General features: G+C 41.7%; 20 protein-coding genes, 3 tRNA genes, 1 rRNA gene and 1 pseudogene. 21 read left to right on the forward strand and 4 right to left on the reverse strand.

What is annotated here, in order from left to right; genetic code table 11:
* Positions 1-177 precede the first annotated feature (177 nt).
* From frdA to ACEYJ7_RS07390, 5 genes are all read left to right on the forward strand, one after another.
* A complete protein-coding gene (frdA, locus tag ACEYJ7_RS07370; protein ID WP_373778433.1) occupies positions 178-1,962 on the forward strand; it encodes a fumarate reductase (quinol) flavoprotein subunit in 1,785 nt (594 codons plus the stop codon).
* Positions 1,963-1,965: 3 nt separating this feature from the next.
* Entirely contained in the window at positions 1,966-2,736 is a 771-nt protein-coding gene (locus ACEYJ7_RS07375) for a succinate dehydrogenase/fumarate reductase iron-sulfur subunit (RefSeq protein WP_373778434.1), read from the forward strand.
* A 10-nt stretch (positions 2,737-2,746) separates the two neighbouring features.
* The gene (gene frdC, locus ACEYJ7_RS07380) at positions 2,747-3,148 is read left to right on the forward strand and encodes a fumarate reductase subunit FrdC (protein WP_373778435.1); all 402 of its coding nucleotides are present in this window, start codon (positions 2,747-2,749) and stop codon (positions 3,146-3,148) included.
* A 12-nt stretch (positions 3,149-3,160) separates the two neighbouring features.
* The gene (gene frdD / locus ACEYJ7_RS07385; protein WP_373778436.1) at positions 3,161-3,511 is read left to right on the forward strand and encodes a fumarate reductase subunit FrdD; all 351 of its coding nucleotides are present in this window, start codon (positions 3,161-3,163) and stop codon (positions 3,509-3,511) included.
* Positions 3,512-3,663: 152 nt separating this feature from the next.
* Positions 3,664-4,233, forward strand: coding sequence for a ComEA family DNA-binding protein (locus tag ACEYJ7_RS07390; protein WP_373778437.1), 570 nt, complete (start codon positions 3,664-3,666; stop codon positions 4,231-4,233).
* A gap of 91 nt (positions 4,234-4,324) precedes the next feature.
* Here the strand turns inward: ACEYJ7_RS07390 and ACEYJ7_RS07395 are convergent, their stop codons facing one another.
* Genes ACEYJ7_RS07395 through menD form a run of 3 tightly spaced genes read right to left on the reverse strand, consistent with a single transcriptional unit; the run spans position 4,325 to position 7,034 of the window.
* A complete protein-coding gene (locus ACEYJ7_RS07395; RefSeq protein ID WP_373778438.1) occupies positions 4,325-4,561 on the reverse strand; it encodes a zinc ribbon domain-containing protein in 237 nt (78 codons plus the stop codon).
* A complete protein-coding gene (gene menH / locus ACEYJ7_RS07400) occupies positions 4,561-5,328 on the reverse strand; it encodes a 2-succinyl-6-hydroxy-2,4-cyclohexadiene-1-carboxylate synthase (protein ID WP_373778439.1) in 768 nt (255 codons plus the stop codon). The genes ACEYJ7_RS07395 and menH overlap by 1 nt, the downstream gene beginning before the upstream one ends.
* A complete protein-coding gene (menD, locus tag ACEYJ7_RS07405; protein ID WP_373778440.1) occupies positions 5,328-7,034 on the reverse strand; it encodes a 2-succinyl-5-enolpyruvyl-6-hydroxy-3-cyclohexene-1-carboxylic-acid synthase in 1,707 nt (568 codons plus the stop codon). Before menD ends, menH begins: the two co-directional genes overlap by 1 nt.
* A 132-nt stretch (positions 7,035-7,166) precedes the next feature.
* On the opposite strand from menD, the gene ACEYJ7_RS07410 reads away from it, so the two are divergent.
* The gene (locus ACEYJ7_RS07410) at positions 7,167-7,664 is read left to right on the forward strand and encodes a YbhB/YbcL family Raf kinase inhibitor-like protein (RefSeq protein WP_373778441.1); all 498 of its coding nucleotides are present in this window, start codon (positions 7,167-7,169) and stop codon (positions 7,662-7,664) included.
* Positions 7,665-7,727: 63 nt separating this feature from the next.
* On the opposite strand, the gene hemL is transcribed toward ACEYJ7_RS07410, so the two are convergent.
* Positions 7,728-9,011 (reverse strand): glutamate-1-semialdehyde 2,1-aminomutase, encoded by a 1,284-nt coding sequence (gene hemL / locus ACEYJ7_RS07415; RefSeq protein WP_373778442.1) that lies wholly within the window; start codon positions 9,009-9,011, stop codon positions 7,728-7,730.
* Positions 9,012-9,210: 199 nt separating this feature from the next.
* Between hemL and wecA the strand changes: the two genes are divergently transcribed.
* The 15 genes and pseudogenes from wecA to ACEYJ7_RS07490 form a co-directional block, all read left to right on the forward strand.
* Positions 9,211-10,275 carry a UDP-N-acetylglucosamine--undecaprenyl-phosphate N-acetylglucosaminephosphotransferase gene (gene wecA, locus ACEYJ7_RS07420; protein WP_373778443.1) on the forward strand — a complete coding sequence of 355 codons (1,065 nt, stop codon included), beginning with the start codon at positions 9,211-9,213 and terminating at the stop codon, positions 10,273-10,275.
* Positions 10,276-10,350: 75 nt separating this feature from the next.
* A complete protein-coding gene (locus tag ACEYJ7_RS07425) occupies positions 10,351-11,169 on the forward strand; it encodes a transporter (protein WP_373778444.1) in 819 nt (272 codons plus the stop codon).
* The gene (wecB, locus tag ACEYJ7_RS07430; RefSeq protein ID WP_373778445.1) at positions 11,159-12,307 is read left to right on the forward strand and encodes a non-hydrolyzing UDP-N-acetylglucosamine 2-epimerase; all 1,149 of its coding nucleotides are present in this window, start codon (positions 11,159-11,161) and stop codon (positions 12,305-12,307) included. The genes ACEYJ7_RS07425 and wecB overlap by 11 nt, the downstream gene beginning before the upstream one ends.
* Positions 12,300-13,561 (forward strand): annotated as a pseudogene (gene wecC, locus ACEYJ7_RS07435) (UDP-N-acetyl-D-mannosamine dehydrogenase). The gene wecB and the pseudogene wecC overlap by 8 nt, the downstream one beginning before the upstream one ends.
* Before the next feature lie 8 nt (positions 13,562-13,569).
* On the forward strand, positions 13,570-14,838 hold the full coding sequence (locus tag ACEYJ7_RS07440) for a tetratricopeptide repeat protein (RefSeq protein WP_373778446.1): 1,269 nt from the start codon (positions 13,570-13,572) through the stop codon (positions 14,836-14,838).
* Complete coding sequence (gene rffC / locus ACEYJ7_RS07445) at positions 14,835-15,545, forward strand: dTDP-4-amino-4,6-dideoxy-D-galactose acyltransferase (RefSeq protein WP_373778447.1); 711 nt, start codon at positions 14,835-14,837, stop codon at positions 15,543-15,545. The genes ACEYJ7_RS07440 and rffC overlap by 4 nt, the downstream gene beginning before the upstream one ends.
* Positions 15,546-15,556: 11 nt before the next feature.
* A complete protein-coding gene (rffA, locus tag ACEYJ7_RS07450) occupies positions 15,557-16,693 on the forward strand; it encodes a dTDP-4-amino-4,6-dideoxygalactose transaminase (RefSeq protein ID WP_373778448.1) in 1,137 nt (378 codons plus the stop codon).
* A gap of 11 nt (positions 16,694-16,704) precedes the next feature.
* Positions 16,705-17,793 (forward strand): TDP-N-acetylfucosamine:lipid II N-acetylfucosaminyltransferase, encoded by a 1,089-nt coding sequence (locus ACEYJ7_RS07455; RefSeq protein ID WP_373778449.1) that lies wholly within the window; start codon positions 16,705-16,707, stop codon positions 17,791-17,793.
* Between the two features lie 70 nt (positions 17,794-17,863).
* A complete protein-coding gene (locus ACEYJ7_RS07460; protein ID WP_373778450.1) occupies positions 17,864-18,337 on the forward strand; it encodes a hypothetical protein in 474 nt (157 codons plus the stop codon).
* A 137-nt stretch (positions 18,338-18,474) separates the two neighbouring features.
* A complete protein-coding gene (wzyE, locus tag ACEYJ7_RS07465; protein WP_373778451.1) occupies positions 18,475-19,773 on the forward strand; it encodes an ECA oligosaccharide polymerase in 1,299 nt (432 codons plus the stop codon).
* Positions 19,770-20,498 carry a lipopolysaccharide N-acetylmannosaminouronosyltransferase gene (gene wecG / locus ACEYJ7_RS07470; RefSeq protein WP_373778452.1) on the forward strand — a complete coding sequence of 243 codons (729 nt, stop codon included), beginning with the start codon at positions 19,770-19,772 and terminating at the stop codon, positions 20,496-20,498. Before wzyE ends, wecG begins: the two co-directional genes overlap by 4 nt.
* 136 nt (positions 20,499-20,634) lie before the next feature.
* A tRNA-Arg gene (locus tag ACEYJ7_RS07475) sits at positions 20,635-20,711 on the forward strand.
* A 28-nt stretch (positions 20,712-20,739) separates the two neighbouring features.
* Positions 20,740-20,815 (forward strand) — tRNA-His (locus ACEYJ7_RS07480).
* 26 nt (positions 20,816-20,841) lie between these two features.
* Positions 20,842-20,918, forward strand: a tRNA-Pro gene (locus tag ACEYJ7_RS07485).
* A 179-nt stretch (positions 20,919-21,097) separates the two neighbouring features.
* A 16S ribosomal RNA gene (locus tag ACEYJ7_RS07490) occupies positions 21,098-21,210 on the forward strand; the annotation flags it as partial.

A 21,210-nucleotide genomic window follows, 5' to 3' on the forward strand; every position in this document is an offset into this window, starting at 1 on the left:
CAAGTTAATAAAATTAATTCTCAATACCGAAATATCCGAAAAAAGTTTTTTGAGGTAGATCACAAAATGAAGTTATTTATGTTAATAAATTGTAAAAAGTAATTATAAAGTGTCGCAAATAATGGCAGAATAAGTCACCTTAAGTTGATAAATTTTTACTTTCCCAAGGAGGAAATTGTGCAAACTGTCAATGTTGATGTTGCAATTGTGGGTGCCGGCGGCGGTGGTTTACGAGCTGCAATCGCAGCTGCGGAAGCAAACCCTAATTTAAAAATTGCGTTAATTTCAAAAGTGTATCCGATGCGTAGTCATACGGTAGCCGCTGAAGGCGGTGCAGCGGCCGTAATTAAAGATACCGACTCTTATGATAAGCACTTCCACGATACGGTGGGCGGTGGCGACTGGTTATGTGAACAAGATGTCGTTGAATATTTTGTTGAGCATTCGCCGGTTGAAATGACTCAGCTAGAGCGTTGGGGTTGCCCTTGGTCTCGTAAAGAAGACGGCGATGTAAACGTGCGCCGTTTCGGTGGGATGAAAATTGAGCGCACTTGGTTCGCTGCCGATAAAACTGGTTTCCACTTATTACATACCCTTTTCCAAACCTCGATCAAATATCCGCAAATCATTCGTTTTGATGAACATTTCGTCGTCGATATTTTAACTGACGAAGGTCATGCACGTGGTTGTGTGGCTATGAATATGATGGAAGGTACCTTCGTTCAAATCAATGCCAATGCGGTGGTTATCGCTACAGGCGGCGGTTGCCGTGCTTATCGTTTTAACACCAACGGTGGTATCGTAACCGGTGACGGTCTATCAATGGCTTATCGTCATGGTGTGCCGCTACGTGATATGGAATTCGTTCAATATCACCCGACAGGCTTACCGAATACCGGTATCTTAATGACGGAAGGTTGTCGTGGTGAAGGCGGTATTTTAGTTAATAAAGATGGCTACCGCTACTTACAAGATTATGGTTTAGGTCCTGAAACCCCGATTGGTAAACCGGAAAATAAATATATGGAACTTGGTCCGCGTGATAAAGTTTCCCAAGCTTTCTGGCAAGAATGGCGTAAAGGCAATACCTTAAAAACAGCAAAAGGCGTAGATGTGGTTCATCTTGACTTACGTCACTTAGGTGAAAAATATCTCTTAGAACGTTTACCGTTTATTTGCGAATTGGCCAAAGCCTATGAGGGTGTTGATCCTGCGAAAGCACCGATCCCGGTTCGTCCGGTTGTTCACTACACCATGGGTGGTATTGAAGTGGATCAGAAAGCAGAAACTTGTATCAAAGGTTTATTTGCCGTAGGTGAATGTGCCTCATCAGGCTTACATGGCGCTAACCGTTTAGGTTCTAACTCTCTCGCTGAGTTAGTGGTATTCGGTAAAGTAGCCGGTGAAATGGCGGCACAGCGTGCAGTTGAATCGACAACTCGCAACCAAGCAGTGATTGATGCACAAGCACAAGATGTGTTAAATCGTGTCTATGCTTTAGCTCGCCAAGAAGGTGAAGAGTCTTGGTCACAAATTCGTAATGAAATGGGCGACTCCATGGAAGAAGGTTGCGGTATCTATCGTACACAAGAAAGTATGGAAAAAACCGTGGCTAAAATCGCTGAGCTTAAAGAACGTTATAAACGTATCAAAGTGAAAGATACTTCGAGTGTATTCAATACCGATTTACTCTACAAAATCGAGCTTGGCTATATCCTTGACGTTGCGCAATCTATCTCTTCGTCTGCGGTTGAGCGTAAAGAGTCTCGCGGTGCACACCAACGCTTAGACTACGAAGAGCGTGATGACGTGAATTACTTGAAACATACTCAAGCATTCTACAATGAAAATGGCGGTCCAACCATTAAATATAGCGATGTGAAGATCACCAAATCACAACCTGCTAAACGTGTGTACGGTGCAGAAGCGGAAGCACAAGAAAAAGCAGCGAAAAAGGAGTAACAGATGGTAAACCAAAGCAAAATGACTGTGGAAGTGCTCCGTTATAATCCTGAACAAGATAACGAGCCGTTCTTAAGTAAATACGAAGTGCCTTATGACAGCCAAACTTCATTGCTTGATGCACTTGGCTATATTAAAGACGAATTAGAACCAGAACTTTCTTACCGCTGGTCTTGCCGTATGGCGATCTGTGGTTCATGTGGGATGATGGTAAACGGTAAACCAAAATTAGCGTGTAAAACATTCTTACGTGATTATAGCGGATATATGCGCATTGAGCCGCTTGCGAACTTCCCGATTGAGCGTGATTTAGTGGTCGATTTAAGTCACTTTATCGAAAGTTTGGAAAGCATTAAGCCTTATATTATCGACAACAAAGCTCCGGCCTTAGACGGCAATCCGCATCCGTCGGCAGAACTTGCGAAAAGCCGTACCAAACAAACGCCGGCACAGCTTGAGAAATATCGTACCTTTTCAATGTGTATCAACTGTGGTCTGTGCTATGCGGCCTGTCCGCAATTCGGCTTAAATCCGGAGTTCGTAGGTCCTGCAGCATTAACTCTCGCACATCGTTATAACCTTGATAACCGCGACAACGGTAAAGCCGAACGCATGAAGATTATCAACGGTAAAAACGGGGTATGGAGCTGTACTTTCGTCGGTTATTGTTCAGAAGTTTGTCCGAAACATGTGGATCCGGCTTCTGCAGTGAACCAAGGTAAAGTAGAGAGCTCAAAAGATTATGTTTTTGCAATGTTAAAACCGCAAAAGTAAGGAGAGTAAAATGACAGCAACAGCAAGCAAACGCAAAAAATATGTGCGTGAAGTTAAACCAACTTGGTGGAAAAAGTTAGATTTTTACAAACTTTATATTGCGCGTGAAGCAACATCTATTCCAACTCTTTGGTTCTGTTTAGTTCTACTTTACGGCGTTATCAGTTTAGGTAACGGTCCGGACGGATTCAGACACTTTATTCACTTTTTACAAAATCCGATTGTGGTTATTTTAAATATCGTCGCATTGGGTGCGGCAGTGTTACACACGGTGACTTACTATGTCATGACACCTAAAGTGTTAAACATTATTGTGAAGAGCGAACGTATCAATCCAAAAATTATTACTTTAGGATTATGGGCTATTACCGCATTCATTAGCCTTGTGATCTTAGTGCTAATGTATGTGTAATGGGAGAGGAAAATGAAAGAAGCACCAAAACGTTCTAATGAACCCGTTGTATGGTTACTATTCGGTACCGGCGCAACCGTTAGCGCAATTTTCTTCCCGGTTGTGATTTTAGTTATCGGTTTTTTACTGCCGTTTGGTTTAATTAACCATTTTAATATCACTGAATTAGTATTTTTCCTACATAGTTGGATTGGAAAATTATTCATCCTTGTATTGTTAATTTTTCCAATGTGGTGTGCTATGCACCGTATCCACCACGGATTACACGACTTTAAAATTCATATACCTGCAAGCGGTGTGATTTTCTATGGATTATCAACCCTTTACAGCGTATTAGTATTTTTTGCAGTAGTTAATCTGTAATACCACTTCTAAATCAACAGGCTATTCCTGTGAAGGAATAGCCTGTTTTTTTATGAACTTCTTTTTTTACTTTAGGTCTTAAGCAATGCTTATTTTCAATAACGATTATGTTATTGGGCATTTAAAATTCAATTAATTACAAGGATTCTTCAATGAAATCATTAAAATCATTAGTGGCATTAGCGATCGCAATGACAATATCAACAACGTCTTTTGCAGAAACGACAAATCCACTCACAACAGTAAAAGAGAGCGCACAAACTGCAGTTTCAACCGGTAAAACATCGGCTAAAGAGGCAGTTGCAAATCAAGTGACAGGTGTGAAAAAGGATGCTACGGCAAAAGTGACATCTGCAAAAGAAACGGTAACAACCAAGGCAACCACATCAAAAGAGTCAGTTACAAGTAAGGCAACCACAGCGAAAGAAAACGTTGCGACTAAAGCAACGGCAGCAAAAGAAGCAACCGGCAGCAAAGTGACAAATGCGAAAGAAACGGTAACCAACACTAAAGCTACGGCAAAGAAAGCGGCAAAGGTGAATGTGAATACTGCTGATGCGAAAACATTACAAAGTTTGAGCGGTATTGGTGAGTCAAAAGCACAAGCGATCATTGACTACCGTAATAAGCACGGCAAAATCAAAGATATTTCAGAGCTTTCAAAAGTGTCCGGAGTCGGCGAAGCAACTTTAGAGAAAATTAAATCGTCTATTAGCTTCTAAGATTAAACACGGCTAAAAATCTAACCGCCCCTTTATGCGGGGCGGGTTAGATAAGCCAAGTTTAGTTCAATCGTTTTAGCTGCTTTCTACTTCATTTGCTATTTTGCCACCAACTGGTAATAGTAATAACCACAATAAAAATGGCCAACCAAATTAAATGTAATTTTGCACTTTTGCGGTTGATTTCTTGATTCTGTAAACGGCGTTGTTCTAACTTCTGTTTATAGATCTCCAAATCCGCTTGTTTGAATGAAAAACCGCAATTCGGGCAATTTTCGGCACTTTCACTGATTCTTTTTCTGCATTCTGGGCAACGGTGTAGAGCCATTATTCTTCCTTTTTAACCTGTTTTACTAACCATGTTACAAATACTTGCGGATTTTCCCAATGAGTATTGTGTCCGGCATTACTGATTTGTTGATAAGGCAGATTATTTTCGCTCAGTAACTGACGGAATTTTTGATCGCGTTCTCCTACTACGAACGTAATATTTTTTGCCTGTTTGAGTGCATCGAGATAATTCGTTTGCTTTGCGAGACTGGTTGCTTCTAACATTTGGGCAATTTTATAACCATGATTATGTCGTCTTTTTTTGACTAAATCAGACCGCTTGTCAGCCGATAAATCAGCAAAAACGGCTTGTTGATACCACGCTTGTAATACCTCTTCAAGCGGTTCGGTACGAAAGCGATTTGCCCACATCACATCATTTTGCCAACGGGCTTGGCGTTCGTCATCACTGTTTAAGCCGATATTCGTACCTTCTAAAATCGTACCGCACAATTTAGGATTATGTGCATTTAGTGCATAATCCAATGCAATCCGTCCCCCAAGGGAATAGCCGACAAGCCAAAAAGGTTGATCCGAAAGTAAGTTTGTGAGCGTATTATGTAATTGCATACGAATTTCGGCAAAGTTGCGGCATTCAATATTTTGGCTTTTGCCGTGAAACGGTAGGTCGATAACAAGCGGTCGGATTTGCGGATTATTTTGCAAAAATGCCAAGACATCCGCCCAATCCTGTCGAGAACCCAGTAACCCGTGGAGAAACACCACGGGCTGACCTGTTTGAGCTAACCATTGATAAGCTAACATTAATCGATGGATGCGCGTGAAATTTGTTCGATCAAGCTCTTATACAACGCGCTGCCTTCTTGATCGTTCACTTTGATTTCAACAATGGTCACACCTTTACGGGCATAGGCTTGTTTCAGCTTGCTGCTGAGATCCGCCCAAGTATAAGGGCGCAGATATTCTAAGCCGAACATCGTTGCGATTTGTGAAAATTCAAGGTTGTGTGATAGACGATAGAATTTTTCTTTCGCCTGCGGTTCTACCGACAGCATATCAAAAATCGCCCCGCCGTTGTTATTGATCACAAATAAGATCGTAGGTTGCGTAATTTGGCGTAACAATGAGATGGAGTTGAGGTCGTGCAAGGTCGAAATATCTCCAATAATCCCCACTGTTGGTAAGCCGTTACCTTTGGCTATTCCTGCCATGGTCGCGATTAAACCATCAATACCACTTGCTCCGCGATTCGTATAAATCGGATAACCTTCCGGCAATTTACATAATGCATCCACCAAGCGGACAAACAGGCTGTTACCTAAGAACAGATTACCGTTAGCGGGCAGGATCCGCTCGATATGGTGCGCCAGTGAGGCTTCATTTAAATTACCGCCAACCTGTTGTTCAATAAAAGTTGCACAGAACTGTGAAAGGGCAAGTGGTTCCAACAGCCACGGTTTTTGACGCAACGGCGGATGAACGCGGGTAAAGTGGTGCGCTTTGGCAATAAAACGGGTCTGTCTATGAGCATATTGATTGAGATAATCCTGCGAATTTTCGACTAACCAAAATTCCCCTTTGAAAGCGGAGAGGAATTGATTTACTCGTTTGCTGACAATTTGTGCACCGAATTGAATCACGATGTCTGCTTGTAATAAACGCTGTTCCACGGTTTTATTCGAGAGCCACACATCTGCATAAGGCAAGCTGGCTTCAATGCCGGATTGTACATCGCTGATCAAGCACCAGCCGAGCGTATCCGCCCATAATTTCAGCCCCATCCCTTGTTCTAACGGCAATTTACCGACAACGACGACACCGCGTTTGGTTCGCCAATAATCCCAATTTTCGTGCATCAACACATCTTGCTGGGTGGCTTGTTGGTCGATCCATTTATTTTTAGGTTGATTGAGCCAGCGCTGTAAGGGCGCTAACCACGGTGCGTTTGCGATAGCCTCTTCGTCTGCATCATACAGTGGTTCGGCAAACGGTGCATTAATATGTACGACACCGCCGTATTGTTGCTGTTTGGTACAAGCTTGTTCAAGAGTAGCAACTAACCAATTCGCATTAAAATCACTGTTGGGTTTTGGCAAATTCACCGTTGCAACAGGATAATCACCGAAAATATGTTGTTGTTGGATGGCTTGATTAGCTCCGCAACCGATGAGTTCCGGCGGTCGATCGGCAGACAGTACAATCAATTTATGGTGTGTCAACGACGCTTCAATCACTGCCGGGAATAAGTTTGCCACGGCTGTGCCTGAAGTAACGATAATTGCAACCGGTTCGGCGGTTGCCTTGGCTAAACCCAAGGCGAAAAAGCCTAAGCCACGCTCGTCAAAATGGCTGTGGCATTCAATATGATTTTGATTTTGAAGATGTAATGCCTCAAGCGTTAGCGGCGTAGAACGCGAACCCGGTGCAATACAGATGTTTTTAACACCATAACGCAACAGCGCGTTTAAAACGACACGTGACCAACAACGGTTAAATGTGCTTGTGTTCATAATAGTTTGTCTCTTTTTCTCTATAGAGTGTAAATATCTCGATTGTATCAAAATTTTGTAAAAAATTGAGGGAATTTAACCGCTTGTTCGCTATATTTATACAGAATGTCTGTTATCCAATAAGGAGTCATTATGATTGTTACCAGCTCAGCCATCAAAAATGGCGCGTTTGAAGATAAATATGGTAAACGTGGGACGCAATTTAGCCCGAACGGTATGCCGACTTACTCGATTCCCTTTGAAATTCAGAATGCCCCGAAAAATACAGTCTCTTTTGCCGTGGTGTTGGAGGATAAAGATGCCATCACTGCGAGCGGTTTTGTTTGGATCCACTGGCTAATCGCCGATTTGGAAAGAACCACAATTATTGAGAATGAAAGCCTGACCGCGACGGATTATGTACAAGGCGCAAACAGTTGGGCAAGCGTATTAGGTCAATTCGATATTACAGAAGCTTCAAATTATGGCGGCATGGCTCCGCCAAACTGTTTGCACCGTTACGAACTGATTGTCTATGCTTTAGATACCAAACTGAATTTAGCTCAAGGGTTCCGTTTTAACGATCTGCACTTTGCAATGCAAGGGCATATTTTGGCGCAAGCCAGTGTGATGGGAACTTACGACGTATAATCCGTTTTACAAAGCGGTCGGAATTTGCAAATTTTTTGCAAATTCCGACCGCTTGTTATCGGCTTATTTCATTTCTGCAAAGGCAAGATCCGCCATTTTGAGAGTGTGGGCAATATCTTCATCACTATGCGCTAGCGACATAAAGCCTGCTTCAAAAGCGGAAGGCGCAAGGTAAACACCTTTTTCCAGCATTTTGTGGAAGAAGGTGTTGAACGCTTTAACATCGCATTTCATTACATCCTGATAGCTTTCCACTTTATTTTGTTCGGTAAAGAATAAACCGAACATTCCCCCGACATATTGTACGGTAAACGGGATGCCGTGCTTATCAGCCAATGCTTTGAAGCCTTCCGCAAGAGTTTGGGTTTTTTCTGCGAGCAGTTGTTCATTACCGCATTTTGCCAATTCGGTTAAGCATGCCAAACCGGCTGACATCGCAATCGGGTTGCCCGAAAGTGTACCCGCCTGATAAACAGGACCTGTCGGTGCAATATATTGCATAATTTCTTTTTTACCGCCGAACGCACCTACCGGCATACCACCGCCGATAATTTTGCCCAAGGTTGTTAAGTCAGGCGTTACGCCATAATAACTTTGCGCCCCGCCCAAAGCGACGCGAAAGCCGGTCATCACTTCATCAATAATAAATACCGCGCCATATTGAGTACAAAGTTCGCGTAGACCTTGCAAGAAGCCGTCTTTGGGTGGAATGCAATTCATATTGCCTGCTACTGGTTCAATGATTAAACAGGCGATGTCATTCGGGTATTGTTCAAATACTTGTTTTACCGAATCAAGGTTATTATATTCGCAAGTGAGCGTGTGCTTGGCAAAATCTTCGGGAACTCCGGGAGAGCTTGGTTGCCCTAATGTAAGTGCACCGGAGCCGGCTTTGACCAATAAAGAATCGGAATGACCGTGATAGCAGCCTTCGAATTTAATGATTTTATCGCGTTGGGTATAACCACGCGCCAAGCGGATCGCCGACATGGTGGCTTCCGTACCGGAGCTGACCATCCGTACCATCTCAATTGAGGGAACCAGCTGACAAACTAATTCGGCCAGTTTGATTTCAATCGCAGTCGGCGCACCGAAACTTAACCCGTTTGGTACGGCTTTTAATACCGCATCAATAATAGCCGGATGATTATGACCTAACACCATCGGTCCCCAAGAACCGACGTAATCAATATAACGTTTATCTTCGCTGTCCGTGATGTACGCGCCGAGTGCTTTTTCGATAAAAACAGGTGTTCCTCCCACGCCTTTAAATGCGCGAACCGGGGAGTTTACACCGCCGGGGATAACTTTTTGGGCTTGTTCAAACAGAGATTGTGATGTGGTCATTATGATTCCTTATAATTTGAATTTATTCTGAATGCTATGTTGAATGTTACTATAGCATTCCTTACTTTTATTTGGCTATTTTAATGTAAAAAGTCGGCTTTTTCGGCGCTTTTTGGTAAAAAAAATTGAGAGTTTTGGCGGTTATGTTATTCTGCCACACTCTTTGTGTTAGTAACTTTTTAAGAGATTAACCCGATATATGTGGCTTACGTTTATTGCTGTTTTTTTTGTGTCTTTTGCGACACTCATTATTATGCGACCGGTGGCTGAGTGGATCGGTTTGGTGGATAAACCCAATTTCCGTAAACGTCACCAAGGTGTTATTCCGCTTATCGGAGGAATTGCACTGTTTTTGGGTAATTTGGCGTTTTATCTGTTGGAATGGCAGCAGATGCGTTTGCCGGAGCTTTATTTAGGTGCCTTAACAATTCTGCTGGTCATCGGTGTATTGGACGACCGTTTTGATATCAGCCCGTTTTTACGTGCCGGTATTCAGGCTTGCCTTGCCGGAGCAATGATTTATAGCGGGCTGTCAATTGAGAATTTAGGGCAATTGATTGCCCCCTTCAGTTTAGAAATCGGGGCGTTAGGTATTGTATTAACGATATTTATAACCATTGGTGTTATTAATGCATTTAATATGATTGACGGAATTGACGGATTATTGGCGGGCTTATCCAGCGTGAGTTTTGCTGGACTAGGTGCGTTGATGTGGCTCGACGAACAGTATCAACTTGCTTATTGGTGCTTTGGTATTATCTTGATTTTGATTCCGTATGCGCTGTTTAATCTCAGTGTATTTGGGGCAAAGTGGAAAGTCTTTATGGGGGATTCCGGCAGTACTTTAATCGGTTTTACTATTATCTGGATTTTACTGCTAAGCACACAAGGTCAGGGGCATCCGATTAGTCCGATTACCGGCTTATGGCTAATTGCTGTACCGTTGATTGATATGGTTGCGGTATTTTTCCGTCGATTGAAAAAAGGGAAAAGCCCGTTCAGACCGGATCGTTTACACGTACATCATTTAATGATGAGGGCCGGGCTTACTTCACGTCAGGCGCTTGCCGTTATTACGCTGGGTGCCGGCTTGTGTACCGCTTTCGGGGTATTGGGTGAAGTTTATTACTGGAACCAATGGGTGATGTTTTTATCTTTTATTGCGCTATTCTTTTTGTACTCTTATTCCATTGTACATTCATGGCGTATTACCCGTTGGGTTAGAAGACACCGTCGTCGTAGCAGAAAACAGCAATCGGCTTAATCGCCGCGACAATAGCTACGTTTAGATGAAAAACAATTTACTTATAATTAGAACAAGCAAAAATGGAGAGGAGAAATGCACAAAATTTTTCTCAGTTTATTTTTTTATGTGATCTTTATTTTTTCAGGCGCTACCGCCGGTTGGCTTGCAGCGGAAGAATTTCAAACACCGGAATGGAAATCGACAGCACAGTTTGAAGCGCCTAAGGTGGTCGATTTAGGGAATTATTACGCGCTGTACAGCACCTATCAGCTAGTTAAAGGCGGATCTTCGCAAAATAGTTATTTAGATGAAGAAGTGACCCAGAATAGTTTTATTGAATTTAAACGGAACCTGACTTCACCGGATGTTTTACAACATTTTTTGGTTCAAAATGAGTGGGTTAAGCGTATTGCCGCCGAACAGAAACAGCCTGTCGCATTGGTTGCACAAGGGCTGTTAGCTCGATTTCAATATGATGAAAATCGTAACAGTTTCAGTCTGACATTAACCAGCCCTGAAGAGTCCGCCCGATTATTAAGTGAATTCATTCAATTTGTCACTTTACAAACCAGAGCCATTTTGAATGATGAATTAGTCGCAAAATGGAAAATCTTATTTCAGCAGGTTAAACAATCCGCAGAAAGCAATTTGGGTGCTATTCAACAAGGCGGGCAGATTGCACAGCAAGACTGGAATGGTAAGCTCAATATGATGCGTTCGGTTCAGCCGTTGGATAATCAATTAAAGCCGTTTCGTTTTATTAAGTCGCCCAAAGTACCGCAAAAAGCAGAAGCACCGGAAGATCAATCGCTTTGGGCAGTCATTGGCGGCGCTATCGGGTTATTACTGGCGTTCTTTATTTGGTTTTTATCTGCGGTAACTCGCGGTGATTTTAAAAAGAGTGATGGATAAACATCGAATTCTGATCGTTTTTGGAACGCGCCCTGAAGCTATAAAAATGGCACCTCTTGCAACAAAATTGAGGCAAAACGGTGCCTTTGATGTAAAAATTTGCGTCACCGGTCAGCATCGACGTATGTTGGATCAAGTGTTGCAAGCTTTGAATATTGAACCTGATTTTGATTTGAACATTATGAAATCAGGGCAAGATCTTTCTGATATTACGTCACATATTTTACAAGCGCTGAAACCGATTTTTGCAACATATAAACCGAATGTTGTATTAGTCCACGGTGATACCTCAACAGCCTTTTCTACCGCGTTAGCTGCCTATTATCATCAAATTCCGGTCGGTCATGTTGAAGCGGGGCTTCGTACCGGTAATCTGTACGCTCCTTATCCTGAAGAAGCAAATCGCAGCTTAATGGCAGTGTTGGCTCAATATCACTTTGCACCGACAGAAAACAGCAAACAAAATTTATTGCGGGAAGGTAAAACAGCCGAACATATTTGGGTTACGGGTAATACGGTGATTGATGCACTTTTTGACGGTTTGCAAAATATTCGCCAAAACCGACCGCTTGCAGCAGCGCTTGCCACTTGTTTTTCGTTTTTGGATGCCGATAAAAAGATGATTTTGGTTACAGGTCATCGTCGAGAAAGTTTTGGACTCGGGTTTGAAAGAATCTGCCAAGCGTTAGTTGATATTGCTTCAACACATCCTAATATCCAAATCGTCTATCCGGTACATTTAAATCCACAGGTGGCGGAACCTGTTCATCGATTATTGTCGGGGATCGACAATATTTTACTACCGCCGCAAGATTACTTGCCGTTTATTTATTTAATGGAACGCTGTTATTTAGTGCTTACCGATTCAGGCGGAGTTCAAGAAGAAGCGCCGGCGTTAGGTAAACCGGTACTATTGATGCGGGAAGTCAGCGAACGCCCGGAGGCGATTGAAGCAGGAACGGTTAAATTAGTCGGTACCGATCCACAACGAATTGTGACAGAAACGGAATTATTATTAGCAGATCCCCAAATTTATCAAAGGATGAGTCAGGCAAAAAATCCTTATGGCGACGGTAAATCTTGCGAACGGATCTGTGCGATAATTAAAACTTTACTCACGGAAGGTGAATATGAGTGAAGTTAATACCATTGCTGTGATCGGTTTGGGGTATCGACGGCGGTAGCGTTTGCCACAGCGGGTAAACGCGTATTGGGTGTCGATATTAACCCTTCCGTGGTTGAATCTGTCAATCAAGGGCAAGTCCATATAATTGAACCGGGCTTGAATGACGCGGTCGAACAGGTTGTCAAACAAGGGAAATTATCTGCTTCGACAACGGTGTCAGCCGCTGATGCCTTTGTGATTGCCGTGCCGACGCCGCTAACCGCCGAACATCTGCTCGACTTAACTTTTGTTAAAGCTGCGGTGAAAGCAATTGCGCCGTTTTTGCAGAAAGGAAATTTAGTGGTATTGGAATCAACCTCACCGGTCGGTACCACAGAACAGGTTGCCGAGTGGTTACAGCAACTACGACAAGATCTTATTTTGCCGATAAAAAATGCCCAAAATGCCGATATTTATATCGCATATTGCCCCGAACGGGTATTGCCGGGGAAAATAATGACGGAAATGTTTGAAAATGATCGTGTTATCGGCGGTCTTTCAGAAAAAAGTACTCAACAAGCGGTCGATTTATATCAAATTTTTGTAAAAGGAAAATGTATTAAAACAGATACGCGAACCGCAGAAATGTGTAAACTGACAGAAAATAGTTTTCGAGATGTAAATATTGCTTTTGCGAATGAACTTTCTGTTATTTGTGATGAATTAAATATCAATGTTTGGGAACTTATTTCATTGGCAAATTGTCATCCTCGGGTAAATATTTTACAACCCGGCGTGGGTGTCGGCGGACATTGTATTGCGGTTGATCCTTGGTTCATTATTGCGAAGTCGCCCAAATCGGCGAATTTAATTCGTACGGCAAGAGAAGTAAACGATGCCAAACCGTATTGGGTGGTTGATAAAGTGAAATTGGCTGTCGCAAATTATGCAATGGAATACGATATCAAGGTCGGTGACGTCAATATTGCTTGTTTCGGGCTTACATTTAAAGCGGATTCAGATGATCTGCGAGGAAGCCCGGCAGTAAAGATTATTCGAGAATTAGCAACATGGCATAAAGGCAATATATTTATCGTAGAGCCGAATATTCAGTCGTTACCGGATAAATTTACAAAAAATATTTCATTGGTCGGTTTTGATTATGCGTTAAAACAAGCTAATATTATAGTGCTTCTTGTGGATCACAAGGTTTTTAAAGGAATAAATTTAAGGAGTATTTCATCACAATGGATAGTGGATACAAATGGTATTTGGATAAATAGTTGAGGAAAAATATGAAGGCACATTATTGGATGCTTTGCTGCGGCTTATTAAGTTGCGCATTGGGTCATGCCGTGCAGTCTAATGAACAATATCATCGGGAATTTCAGTGGGCATCAAAAGCAGAATGTAAAACTGCAAATGCAGCGTTTGAACCTAATATAGCAAGTCCTGAGTATCTCGCATTACCGGTTTCTAAAGTCAAAGCCGTAATGGGAATGCCGAGTGGGAAAAAAGTTCGCGTGGAAGGTGATTTCGTCCCTCAAAAAGAGGGACGCGGAGAATTAAGTGATTCAAGCGGTCAGATCGGGCTTAAATTTCGCAAAGAATTTGGTTGCAATAAAAATAGTGTGGGTGCGCCGAATGAAAATAAAGGCAAAACAGAATATTTCGGTACCGTTCGTCATGAGCGGGGTAGACCAAGTTATATTGAGCTTGATCACATTCAATATGAATATCCTTTTGAAAATTTCTTGAATACCTCTTCACTTGCCGTTGCGCAATATGAGAATGGTTATGTTTCCTTTGACGAATTGCGACGTCTTGCCGAGGACGGCTTTGAACCGGCACAAACGCGTTTAGCGATGGTTTATATTATCGGTCGTTATGAAAGTATTAATAAAGAAGTCGTATCGTTTGATAAACCGGATTTAAATAAGGCGGTCGGATTACTACAAAAAGCGGCTGTCCAGCATGCGCCGGCGAGAAAAATCTTAGCATGGGCTTATGACGGCGGTTACGGCGGTTTAGCGAAAGACAGAAAAAAAGCGTTAGAGTTATATCACCAAGACGATGATGTAGATTGGTCTACGTTTTACAACAAGGAAGCGCAAGCGAAAAGTTTATGGTTTGAGAAGAAAGATCTTAAACGTGCATTAGCGATGTATTTAGAGCTGAACAAACAGAAAGTTGATGCCGGTTTGGTCGAAATCAGTGAGATTTATTTTCAATTAAAAAATTATGAGCGAGCTAAATTTTATTTGGACAGAGCGCTTTCCGAAGGCCGGGAATCTTATGTGTTAGGTGTGATGTATTTGGAGGGTTTGGGTGTTCGTCAGGACATTAACCGAGGATTGCAACTGTTAAATAATAATTTGAGCCCGCCAGCAAATTTGTATCTCGCAGACATTTATAGTAAAGGTAAATGGGTTAATAAAGATATTCAAAAAGCCAAATCCTATTACTGGGAAGTTATTCAGCAAACGGAACGTTTGGCGGACTCTTATGCGGAAGATAAATTGTGGCATGAGCAAGCCATGGAAAGATTGAAACTATTAGAATGAAAATAGTGATAACCAAAAATCAATGGGAATCCGATTTTTTTGATCGTACAATCGGGCAATTGGATTTTGTCGAATCAAACCAGCTATCAGATTTAGGCGCGTTAATCGCGCCTTTTGATTTAGTGCAAGCCAAAGTGCCGGCAACCGCTTTAGCACAACGGGATTATTTGCAGCAACATGGTTTTCACTGTGTTGACGTAGAAGTGCGGTTTCAGCTGAATTTTGCAAAATATTTGCAAAATCCGACCGCTTGTTGTGTGGCAAATGTGTCGGATATTCCTCAATTAGAAGCATTGTTTGGTCATGCTTTTCCTCATAGCCGTTTTCGTTCACCTTGGTTTTCTTCGTTAGATAATCAACGTTTTTACCAAACTTGGATTCGCAATGCCGTACTAGGGCAATTTGATGATATCTGTTTTGTATGGAAAGATACACAAGGTTCTATTCAAGGTGGCATATCGGTGCGTTTAAATGACGATTCGGCGAATATCGGTCTGCTTACAGTTTCCCCCGAATATCAACGGCAAGGCGTAGCGAAGCAGCTTATCCAAGCAGCAATTTATTGGACTGCACAACAAAAAATGACTCGATTTGATGTTGTGACTCAATTAAGCAATCTTTCAGCTATTCGATTATATCAATCGTTAGATATGAAAATGGTCAGCGCAAGTTATTGGTTTTACTATCTTAATCGTTCAAATTCATGATAGGAGCAAGCATGATTCCGTTTAATCGCCCTCCGGTCACCGGTTTAGAGTTAGCCAATATTCAACAAGCCATGGCAAGTGGTAAACTTTCCGGTGACGGCGTATTTTGTCGACAATGTGAACAATGGATGACTCAGCAATTGGGTTCCCTTAAAGTGTTGCTTACCCCATCTTGTACCGCTTCGTTAGAAATGGCCGCGATTTTGTTGGATATTCAAGCCGGTGACGAAATCATTATGCCAAGCTATACCTTTGTTTCGACCGCAAATGCTTTTGTTTTACGTGGCGCAAGAATTGTATTTGTGGATATTCGCCCGGATACGATGAACATGGATGAACGCAAAATTGAAGCGGCGATTACCCCGAAAACCAAAGTGATTGTTCCGGTACATTATGGTGGCGTTGCCTGTGAAATGGATACCATTATGAGTTTGGCAGAAAAGTATAAACTTTGGGTAGTAGAAGATGCCGCTCAAGGCGTTTCTGCGTTTTATAAAGGTAAGGCATTGGGAACTATCGGGCATATCGGCTGCTATAGTTTTCATGAAACTAAAAATTATACCGCCGGCGGAGAGGGTGGAGCAATTTTGATTAATACACCCGAATTATTGGCGCGGGCGGAAATTATTCGTGAAAAGGGAACGGATCGTCGCCGTTTTTTTCGCGGGCAAGTGGATAAATATACTTGGCAGGATATTGGCTCGAGTTTTTTAATGTCGGAACTACAGGCAGCTTACCTTTATGCACAACTGGAATCTGCCGAACAAATTAATCAAACCCGCCTTGCTCTTTGGCGGCGTTATTATCAAGCATTTGGAACGCTGGCGAAAACCGGAAAAATTGCATTACCGACAATTGCTTTCGGAGCTACGCATAATGCACATCTGTTTTATTTAAAATGCAAAGATAGGGTAGAGCGGGCCGATTTTATCGACTATATGAAAGCCCGTAATATATTGGTCGTGTTTCATTATGTGCCGCTACATTCTAGTCCGGCAGGTCAGCGTTGGGGACGGTTTTGTGGTGAAGATAGATGGACAACCGCAGAAAGTGAGAAGTTAGTTCGTCTGCCGCTATTTTTTAATTTATCCGAGTATGAAGCAGATAACATCATCCAAACGGTTTTGGCTTTCTTTGAAAACAGATAGCGGATTGAACGATGCAAAAAATTTTCCACATTTTAGGTGCCAATATTCCACATCATAATCGGCAGGTATTGGCGTTTTTCCAACAAGAACTATTGTCTTGCTTGCCTCATCAAGAACATCATTTTTTAGTGGTGGGAGATGAAACACTGGAAAATGAATTTTCGAAATTATCTTTACAACGGTTTTCATCAAAAAACGCCATTGTTAGTACGGCAACTGCGCTGGCAAAAAAAGAATCCAACGCCTATTTTATTTTTCACGGTCAATTTAATATCGGACTTTGGTTTGCCATACTATTTAATAGGTTACCTACAAAATATTGTGTTTGGCATATTTGGGGCGCCGATTTGTACCGAGATTCAAACCGTCTGCTATTTAAATTGTTTTATCCGATTCGCCGTTTAGCGCAACAAAAAATTGCCCGAATATGGGCTACGCGCGGGGATTTACATTATGCCCACCAACATTTAGTCCGTGAAACTGCAGAGGATCGCATTCTCTATTTTCCGACTAAAATGGCGGATATCTCTACAAAATCAGCTGTTCAGCCTATTGGAAAAAGTACGCCTTTCACGATTTTACTCGGTAATTCAGGTGATGTTTCAAATCGTCATATTCAGGCGTTAACTCAAATCAAACGGCAGTTGGGAAATCATGTCCATATCATCATTCCGATGGGCTATCCGGCGAATAACCAACCTTATATTGACAAGGTGAAAGCGCATGCGCATTCACTGTTTTCAGTCGAGCGGATCGAATTATGGGAAGAAAACATCGACTTTGAGCAATACAGTCTATTATTGAAACGTTGTGATCTTGGTTATTTTATGTTTAGGCGTCAGCAAGGTATTGGGACTATCTGTTTGCTGACTCAGTTGAATATTCCGGTCGTGTTGCATCGCGACAATCCGTTTAGTTTGGATATGCAAGCTGAAAATATTCCGTTTTTATGGCAGGACGAACTGCGTCCCGAAAATATTGCTCACGTGCAACGGGCGATACAACACATTGATAAACACACAATTGCTTTTTTTCCTCCCAATTATCGTACCCAATGGTTAGCGGCTTTAAGTCAATTGAGTAAAACAAATTCAAATTGATTTGTTTAAAGAGGCGTTATGCTAGAATATCAAGGTTTCAACATTTTCATTTTTTTCATAAGGATTTTCTATGAAGTACGTTTTTAAGTTCATTAGTTCAGCATTTTTGGCTCTGTTTTTAGTCGGTTGTGCGACACAAACTACAATGGATCCGGCGGTGGGTAAAGCCGATTACCACAAACTCATTACATGGCTGAATTCGACCGAACAATTTATCAGCGATAAGGAGTTAGAAAAAGCGCTTTCCGGTTCGGCACAAAGTGAAGAGGAAGAAGTGAAAATGTTAGCGAATGCGTTGAATCAAAAATATAATCAAATCCTTCGTGGAACAAAGGAATTAGATCTTCGCCATGTTGAAGTGCGTAAACTCCGTGATCTCTGCGTTGAAACATTTGAGTTAATGCGACCGGCAATGTTGTCGATATATGTTCCAACCCGAGAAAATATTGAGCAGGCGGAAAAAGCAGAACCGAAACTGTTGGCGCTTGAAGAGCAAATCGACGAGCTCGGCGAAAAATTAGATAAACAATTCGGTTCGGAATAACGTTATTTTGATACGAAAACAGTCAAGCGATTAAATCTCTAGGGTTTAATCGCTTTGTTTTTTGAGATTGTAAACGTTTACAAGCGGTCGGATTTCGCCATAGAATTGCAAAATCTGTCGGTAACGGTTAGGTAGTGATGACATATTTTTTATTAAGCGGATTTTATCTGTTTGCCCTATTTCTCTTATGGCGTTTCATGTTTCGTGATTACACGCGGCAGGGATTTTCTTTTCATTTATTATTCAGCTTCATTTACGGTGTCATTTTTTTCGGTGGGTTTCCGTTATCAATGATAATGGTGTTCGGCTTTGAGCATCAGTTACAAGCAACCCATATTTTATTTACGGTATTTGCGAGCGTTTTGATCGGCTATCTGATTTATTATGGATTTTACGCTTATTTCCCTCTTCCTATTGGTAAACAAACGACGAGTCAACTTCCGTCACAATTTGCAAAATTTGACGCGAAACTGACCGCTTGTTTGTTACTGTTTATCACCATTGTAACAATGGGGCTGTTCGTTTATTTAAATCAAGGCTTTTTACTGTTTAAACTGGAAAAGTATCACCAAGTTTTTTCCTCATCTGTAGAAGGTGTGGCGCTAAAACGCTTTTTCTACTTTTTTATTCCGGCGTTATTGATTTTGTATTTTCTTAACCAAAGTCGTAAAATATGGTGGGCTTTTTTGATTGTCGGGCTGAGTTTGGGGATGTTAAGCTACCTTGCCGTAGGCGGAACGCGAGGTAATATGGCGTTTGCTTTTGCGCTCTTTTTATTGATTGGACTAGATCAGGGTTATTTAACGATAAAACAACTTCTTTTTGCCGGTATTGCTGCTGTGGTGGTCATGTTCTTTTTGGCGTTAGCTCGTTATAAATTGACTGTCTCGGGAACTGAGGCGATATTGACTTTTCTCTATTTAAGCCGTGATACCTTTTCGCCTTGGGAAAATTTCGCCCAAATTCTAGCCAGTCCAATTGAATATCAAGGCCTAATGCCGATTGTGCGCGACTTTTATGTGTTTATCCCTAGTTCAATTTGGGCAGAACGCCCGGATATTACGTGGAATACAGCAAACTATTTTACCAAAGAAGTTTTAAATAATTATTCGGGATTAGCGATGTCGCCGACATTACTGGGTTCCTTCTATATTATGGGCGGATTTCCTATGATGGCTATCGGCATGGCAGCTATTGGTGTTATGCTCAAGTTATTCGACACTCTATTTGCTTTCGCCAAAGCCAGTGCGGATATCGGTAGATCCGCTCTTATCAAAGCCTATTGTTGGGGAAATATTTTTAATTTAGTCGTATTAGTGAGGGAAGGCAGTGATGGATTTTTTTCCCGATTTGTCTTTTTTAGCATGGTTTTTTTAGCTTGTTGCATACTGGCTCGAATGAGCCGTTATTTTTATCAACAAAAGGGAACAATATGACTAATTATGCGGTTATCCGAGGTATCGATATCTTAGTGATGCCGAATCAAGCGGAATTCATTAATTTCTTATTGGATGCACATTCGCTAAAAAAAGGAAAGTTGATTGCGATTAATGCTGAAAAAGTGATCCTCTGTGAAGAAGATAGTGAAATGGCTCAATTATTAGCGCAATCAGAATACAAATATGCAGATGGAATTAGCGTTGTTCTTTCGATTAAGAAAAAATACCCGCAATATCAATATATCGAACGAATTGCCGGTGCCGATCTATGGGAAGGCTTAATGCAACGAGCCGGAGAATTGCAAATTCCGGTTTTTTTAGTCGGCAGTAAAGTAGAAACATTAAAAGAAACAGAAGAAAAATTGAAAAAGCAGTGGCAAGTTAATATTGTCGGCACTCATGACGGTTATTTTAGCTCAGAACAAGAAAGTGCTCTTATTCAGCAAATAACACAGAGCCAGGCAAAATTAGTCACGGTGGCAATGGGTTCTCCAAAACAGGAAAAGTTTATCCAAAAGGCACAAAAACAATATCCGGATGCGCTTTATATGGGAGTTGGGGGGACTTATGATGTTTTTGTTGGTAGAGTAAAGCGCGCTCCAAAAATATGGCGAAATTTCGGGTTAGAATGGCTATATCGCCTTATTAGTCAACCGACTCGTTGGAAAAGGCAATTAAGATTAATCAAATATGCTTATTATTATGTGACAAAACAGCTATAAATTGGTCGTTTTTGATAATTAGTAAACGTTTTGAATAAATTAAAGGCAGCTAAAAACTTTTTTTCAAAAAGTGCTAGACAAGGAAGGTTGAAATCTCTAATATACGCCTCCGCAACGACGCACTGCAAATCAAAACGCGTTCGTAGCTCAGTTGGATAGAGCGTTGGCCTCCGGAGCCAAAGGTCGCAGGTTCAAATCCTGTCGAGCGCGCCAGAGGTAATGCAATATCATCGACACAATGGTGGCTATAGCTCAGTTGGTAGAGCCCTGGATTGTGATTCCAGTTGTCGTGGGTTCGAATCCCATTAGCCACCCCATTTAATATATGCAATAGCATATCAGACGGCGAGTAGCGCAGCTTGGTAGCGCAACTGGTTTGGGACCAGTGGGTCGTAGGTTCAAATCCTATCTCGCCGACCACTTTATTTTGTTCTTTAACAATTTATCAGACAATCTGTGTGGGCACTTGTTGATTGACTTTGTTTAAAAATATTTTTTAATTTTGAAGTCTTAATAGGTGCTTAAACTAGAAATTCATTTTTACTTAAAAGTAATATGTAAACTTTAGCTAAGCAGTTTATTGAGCGATTAAACTTTTTGAATTGAAGAGTTTGATCATGGCTCAGATTGAACGCTGGCGGCAGGCTTAACACATGCAAGTCGAACGGTAGCGGGGAGGAAGCTTGCTTTCTCTGCCGACGAGTGGCGGACG

Source organism: Glaesserella sp. (assembly GCF_041814905.1).
Lineage (GTDB): Bacteria > Pseudomonadota > Gammaproteobacteria > Enterobacterales > Pasteurellaceae > Glaesserella.

Coding starts and splice junctions, on each gene's coding strand:
- ACEYJ7_RS07375 (WP_373778434.1), top strand. CDS start 1,966: ATGGTAAACCAAAGCAAAATGACTGTGGAAGTGCTCCGTTATAATCCT.
- frdC (WP_373778435.1), top strand. CDS start 2,747: ATGACAGCAACAGCAAGCAAACGCAAAAAATATGTGCGTGAAGTTAAA.
- frdD (WP_373778436.1), top strand. CDS start 3,161: ATGAAAGAAGCACCAAAACGTTCTAATGAACCCGTTGTATGGTTACTA.
- ACEYJ7_RS07390 (WP_373778437.1), top strand. CDS start 3,664: ATGAAATCATTAAAATCATTAGTGGCATTAGCGATCGCAATGACAATA.
- ACEYJ7_RS07395 (WP_373778438.1), bottom strand. CDS start 4,561: ATGGCTCTACACCGTTGCCCAGAATGCAGAAAAAGAATCAGTGAAAGT.
- menH (WP_373778439.1), bottom strand. CDS start 5,328: ATGTTAGCTTATCAATGGTTAGCTCAAACAGGTCAGCCCGTGGTGTTT.
- menD (WP_373778440.1), bottom strand. CDS start 7,034: ATGAACACAAGCACATTTAACCGTTGTTGGTCACGTGTCGTTTTAAAC.
- ACEYJ7_RS07410 (WP_373778441.1), top strand. CDS start 7,167: ATGATTGTTACCAGCTCAGCCATCAAAAATGGCGCGTTTGAAGATAAA.
- hemL (WP_373778442.1), bottom strand. CDS start 9,011: ATGACCACATCACAATCTCTGTTTGAACAAGCCCAAAAAGTTATCCCC.
- wecA (WP_373778443.1), top strand. CDS start 9,211: ATGTGGCTTACGTTTATTGCTGTTTTTTTTGTGTCTTTTGCGACACTC.
- ACEYJ7_RS07425 (WP_373778444.1), top strand. CDS start 10,351: ATGCACAAAATTTTTCTCAGTTTATTTTTTTATGTGATCTTTATTTTT.
- ACEYJ7_RS07440 (WP_373778446.1), top strand. CDS start 13,570: ATGAAGGCACATTATTGGATGCTTTGCTGCGGCTTATTAAGTTGCGCA.
- rffC (WP_373778447.1), top strand. CDS start 14,835: ATGAAAATAGTGATAACCAAAAATCAATGGGAATCCGATTTTTTTGAT.
- rffA (WP_373778448.1), top strand. CDS start 15,557: ATGATTCCGTTTAATCGCCCTCCGGTCACCGGTTTAGAGTTAGCCAAT.
- ACEYJ7_RS07455 (WP_373778449.1), top strand. CDS start 16,705: ATGCAAAAAATTTTCCACATTTTAGGTGCCAATATTCCACATCATAAT.
- ACEYJ7_RS07460 (WP_373778450.1), top strand. CDS start 17,864: ATGAAGTACGTTTTTAAGTTCATTAGTTCAGCATTTTTGGCTCTGTTT.
- wzyE (WP_373778451.1), top strand. CDS start 18,475: ATGACATATTTTTTATTAAGCGGATTTTATCTGTTTGCCCTATTTCTC.
- wecG (WP_373778452.1), top strand. CDS start 19,770: ATGACTAATTATGCGGTTATCCGAGGTATCGATATCTTAGTGATGCCG.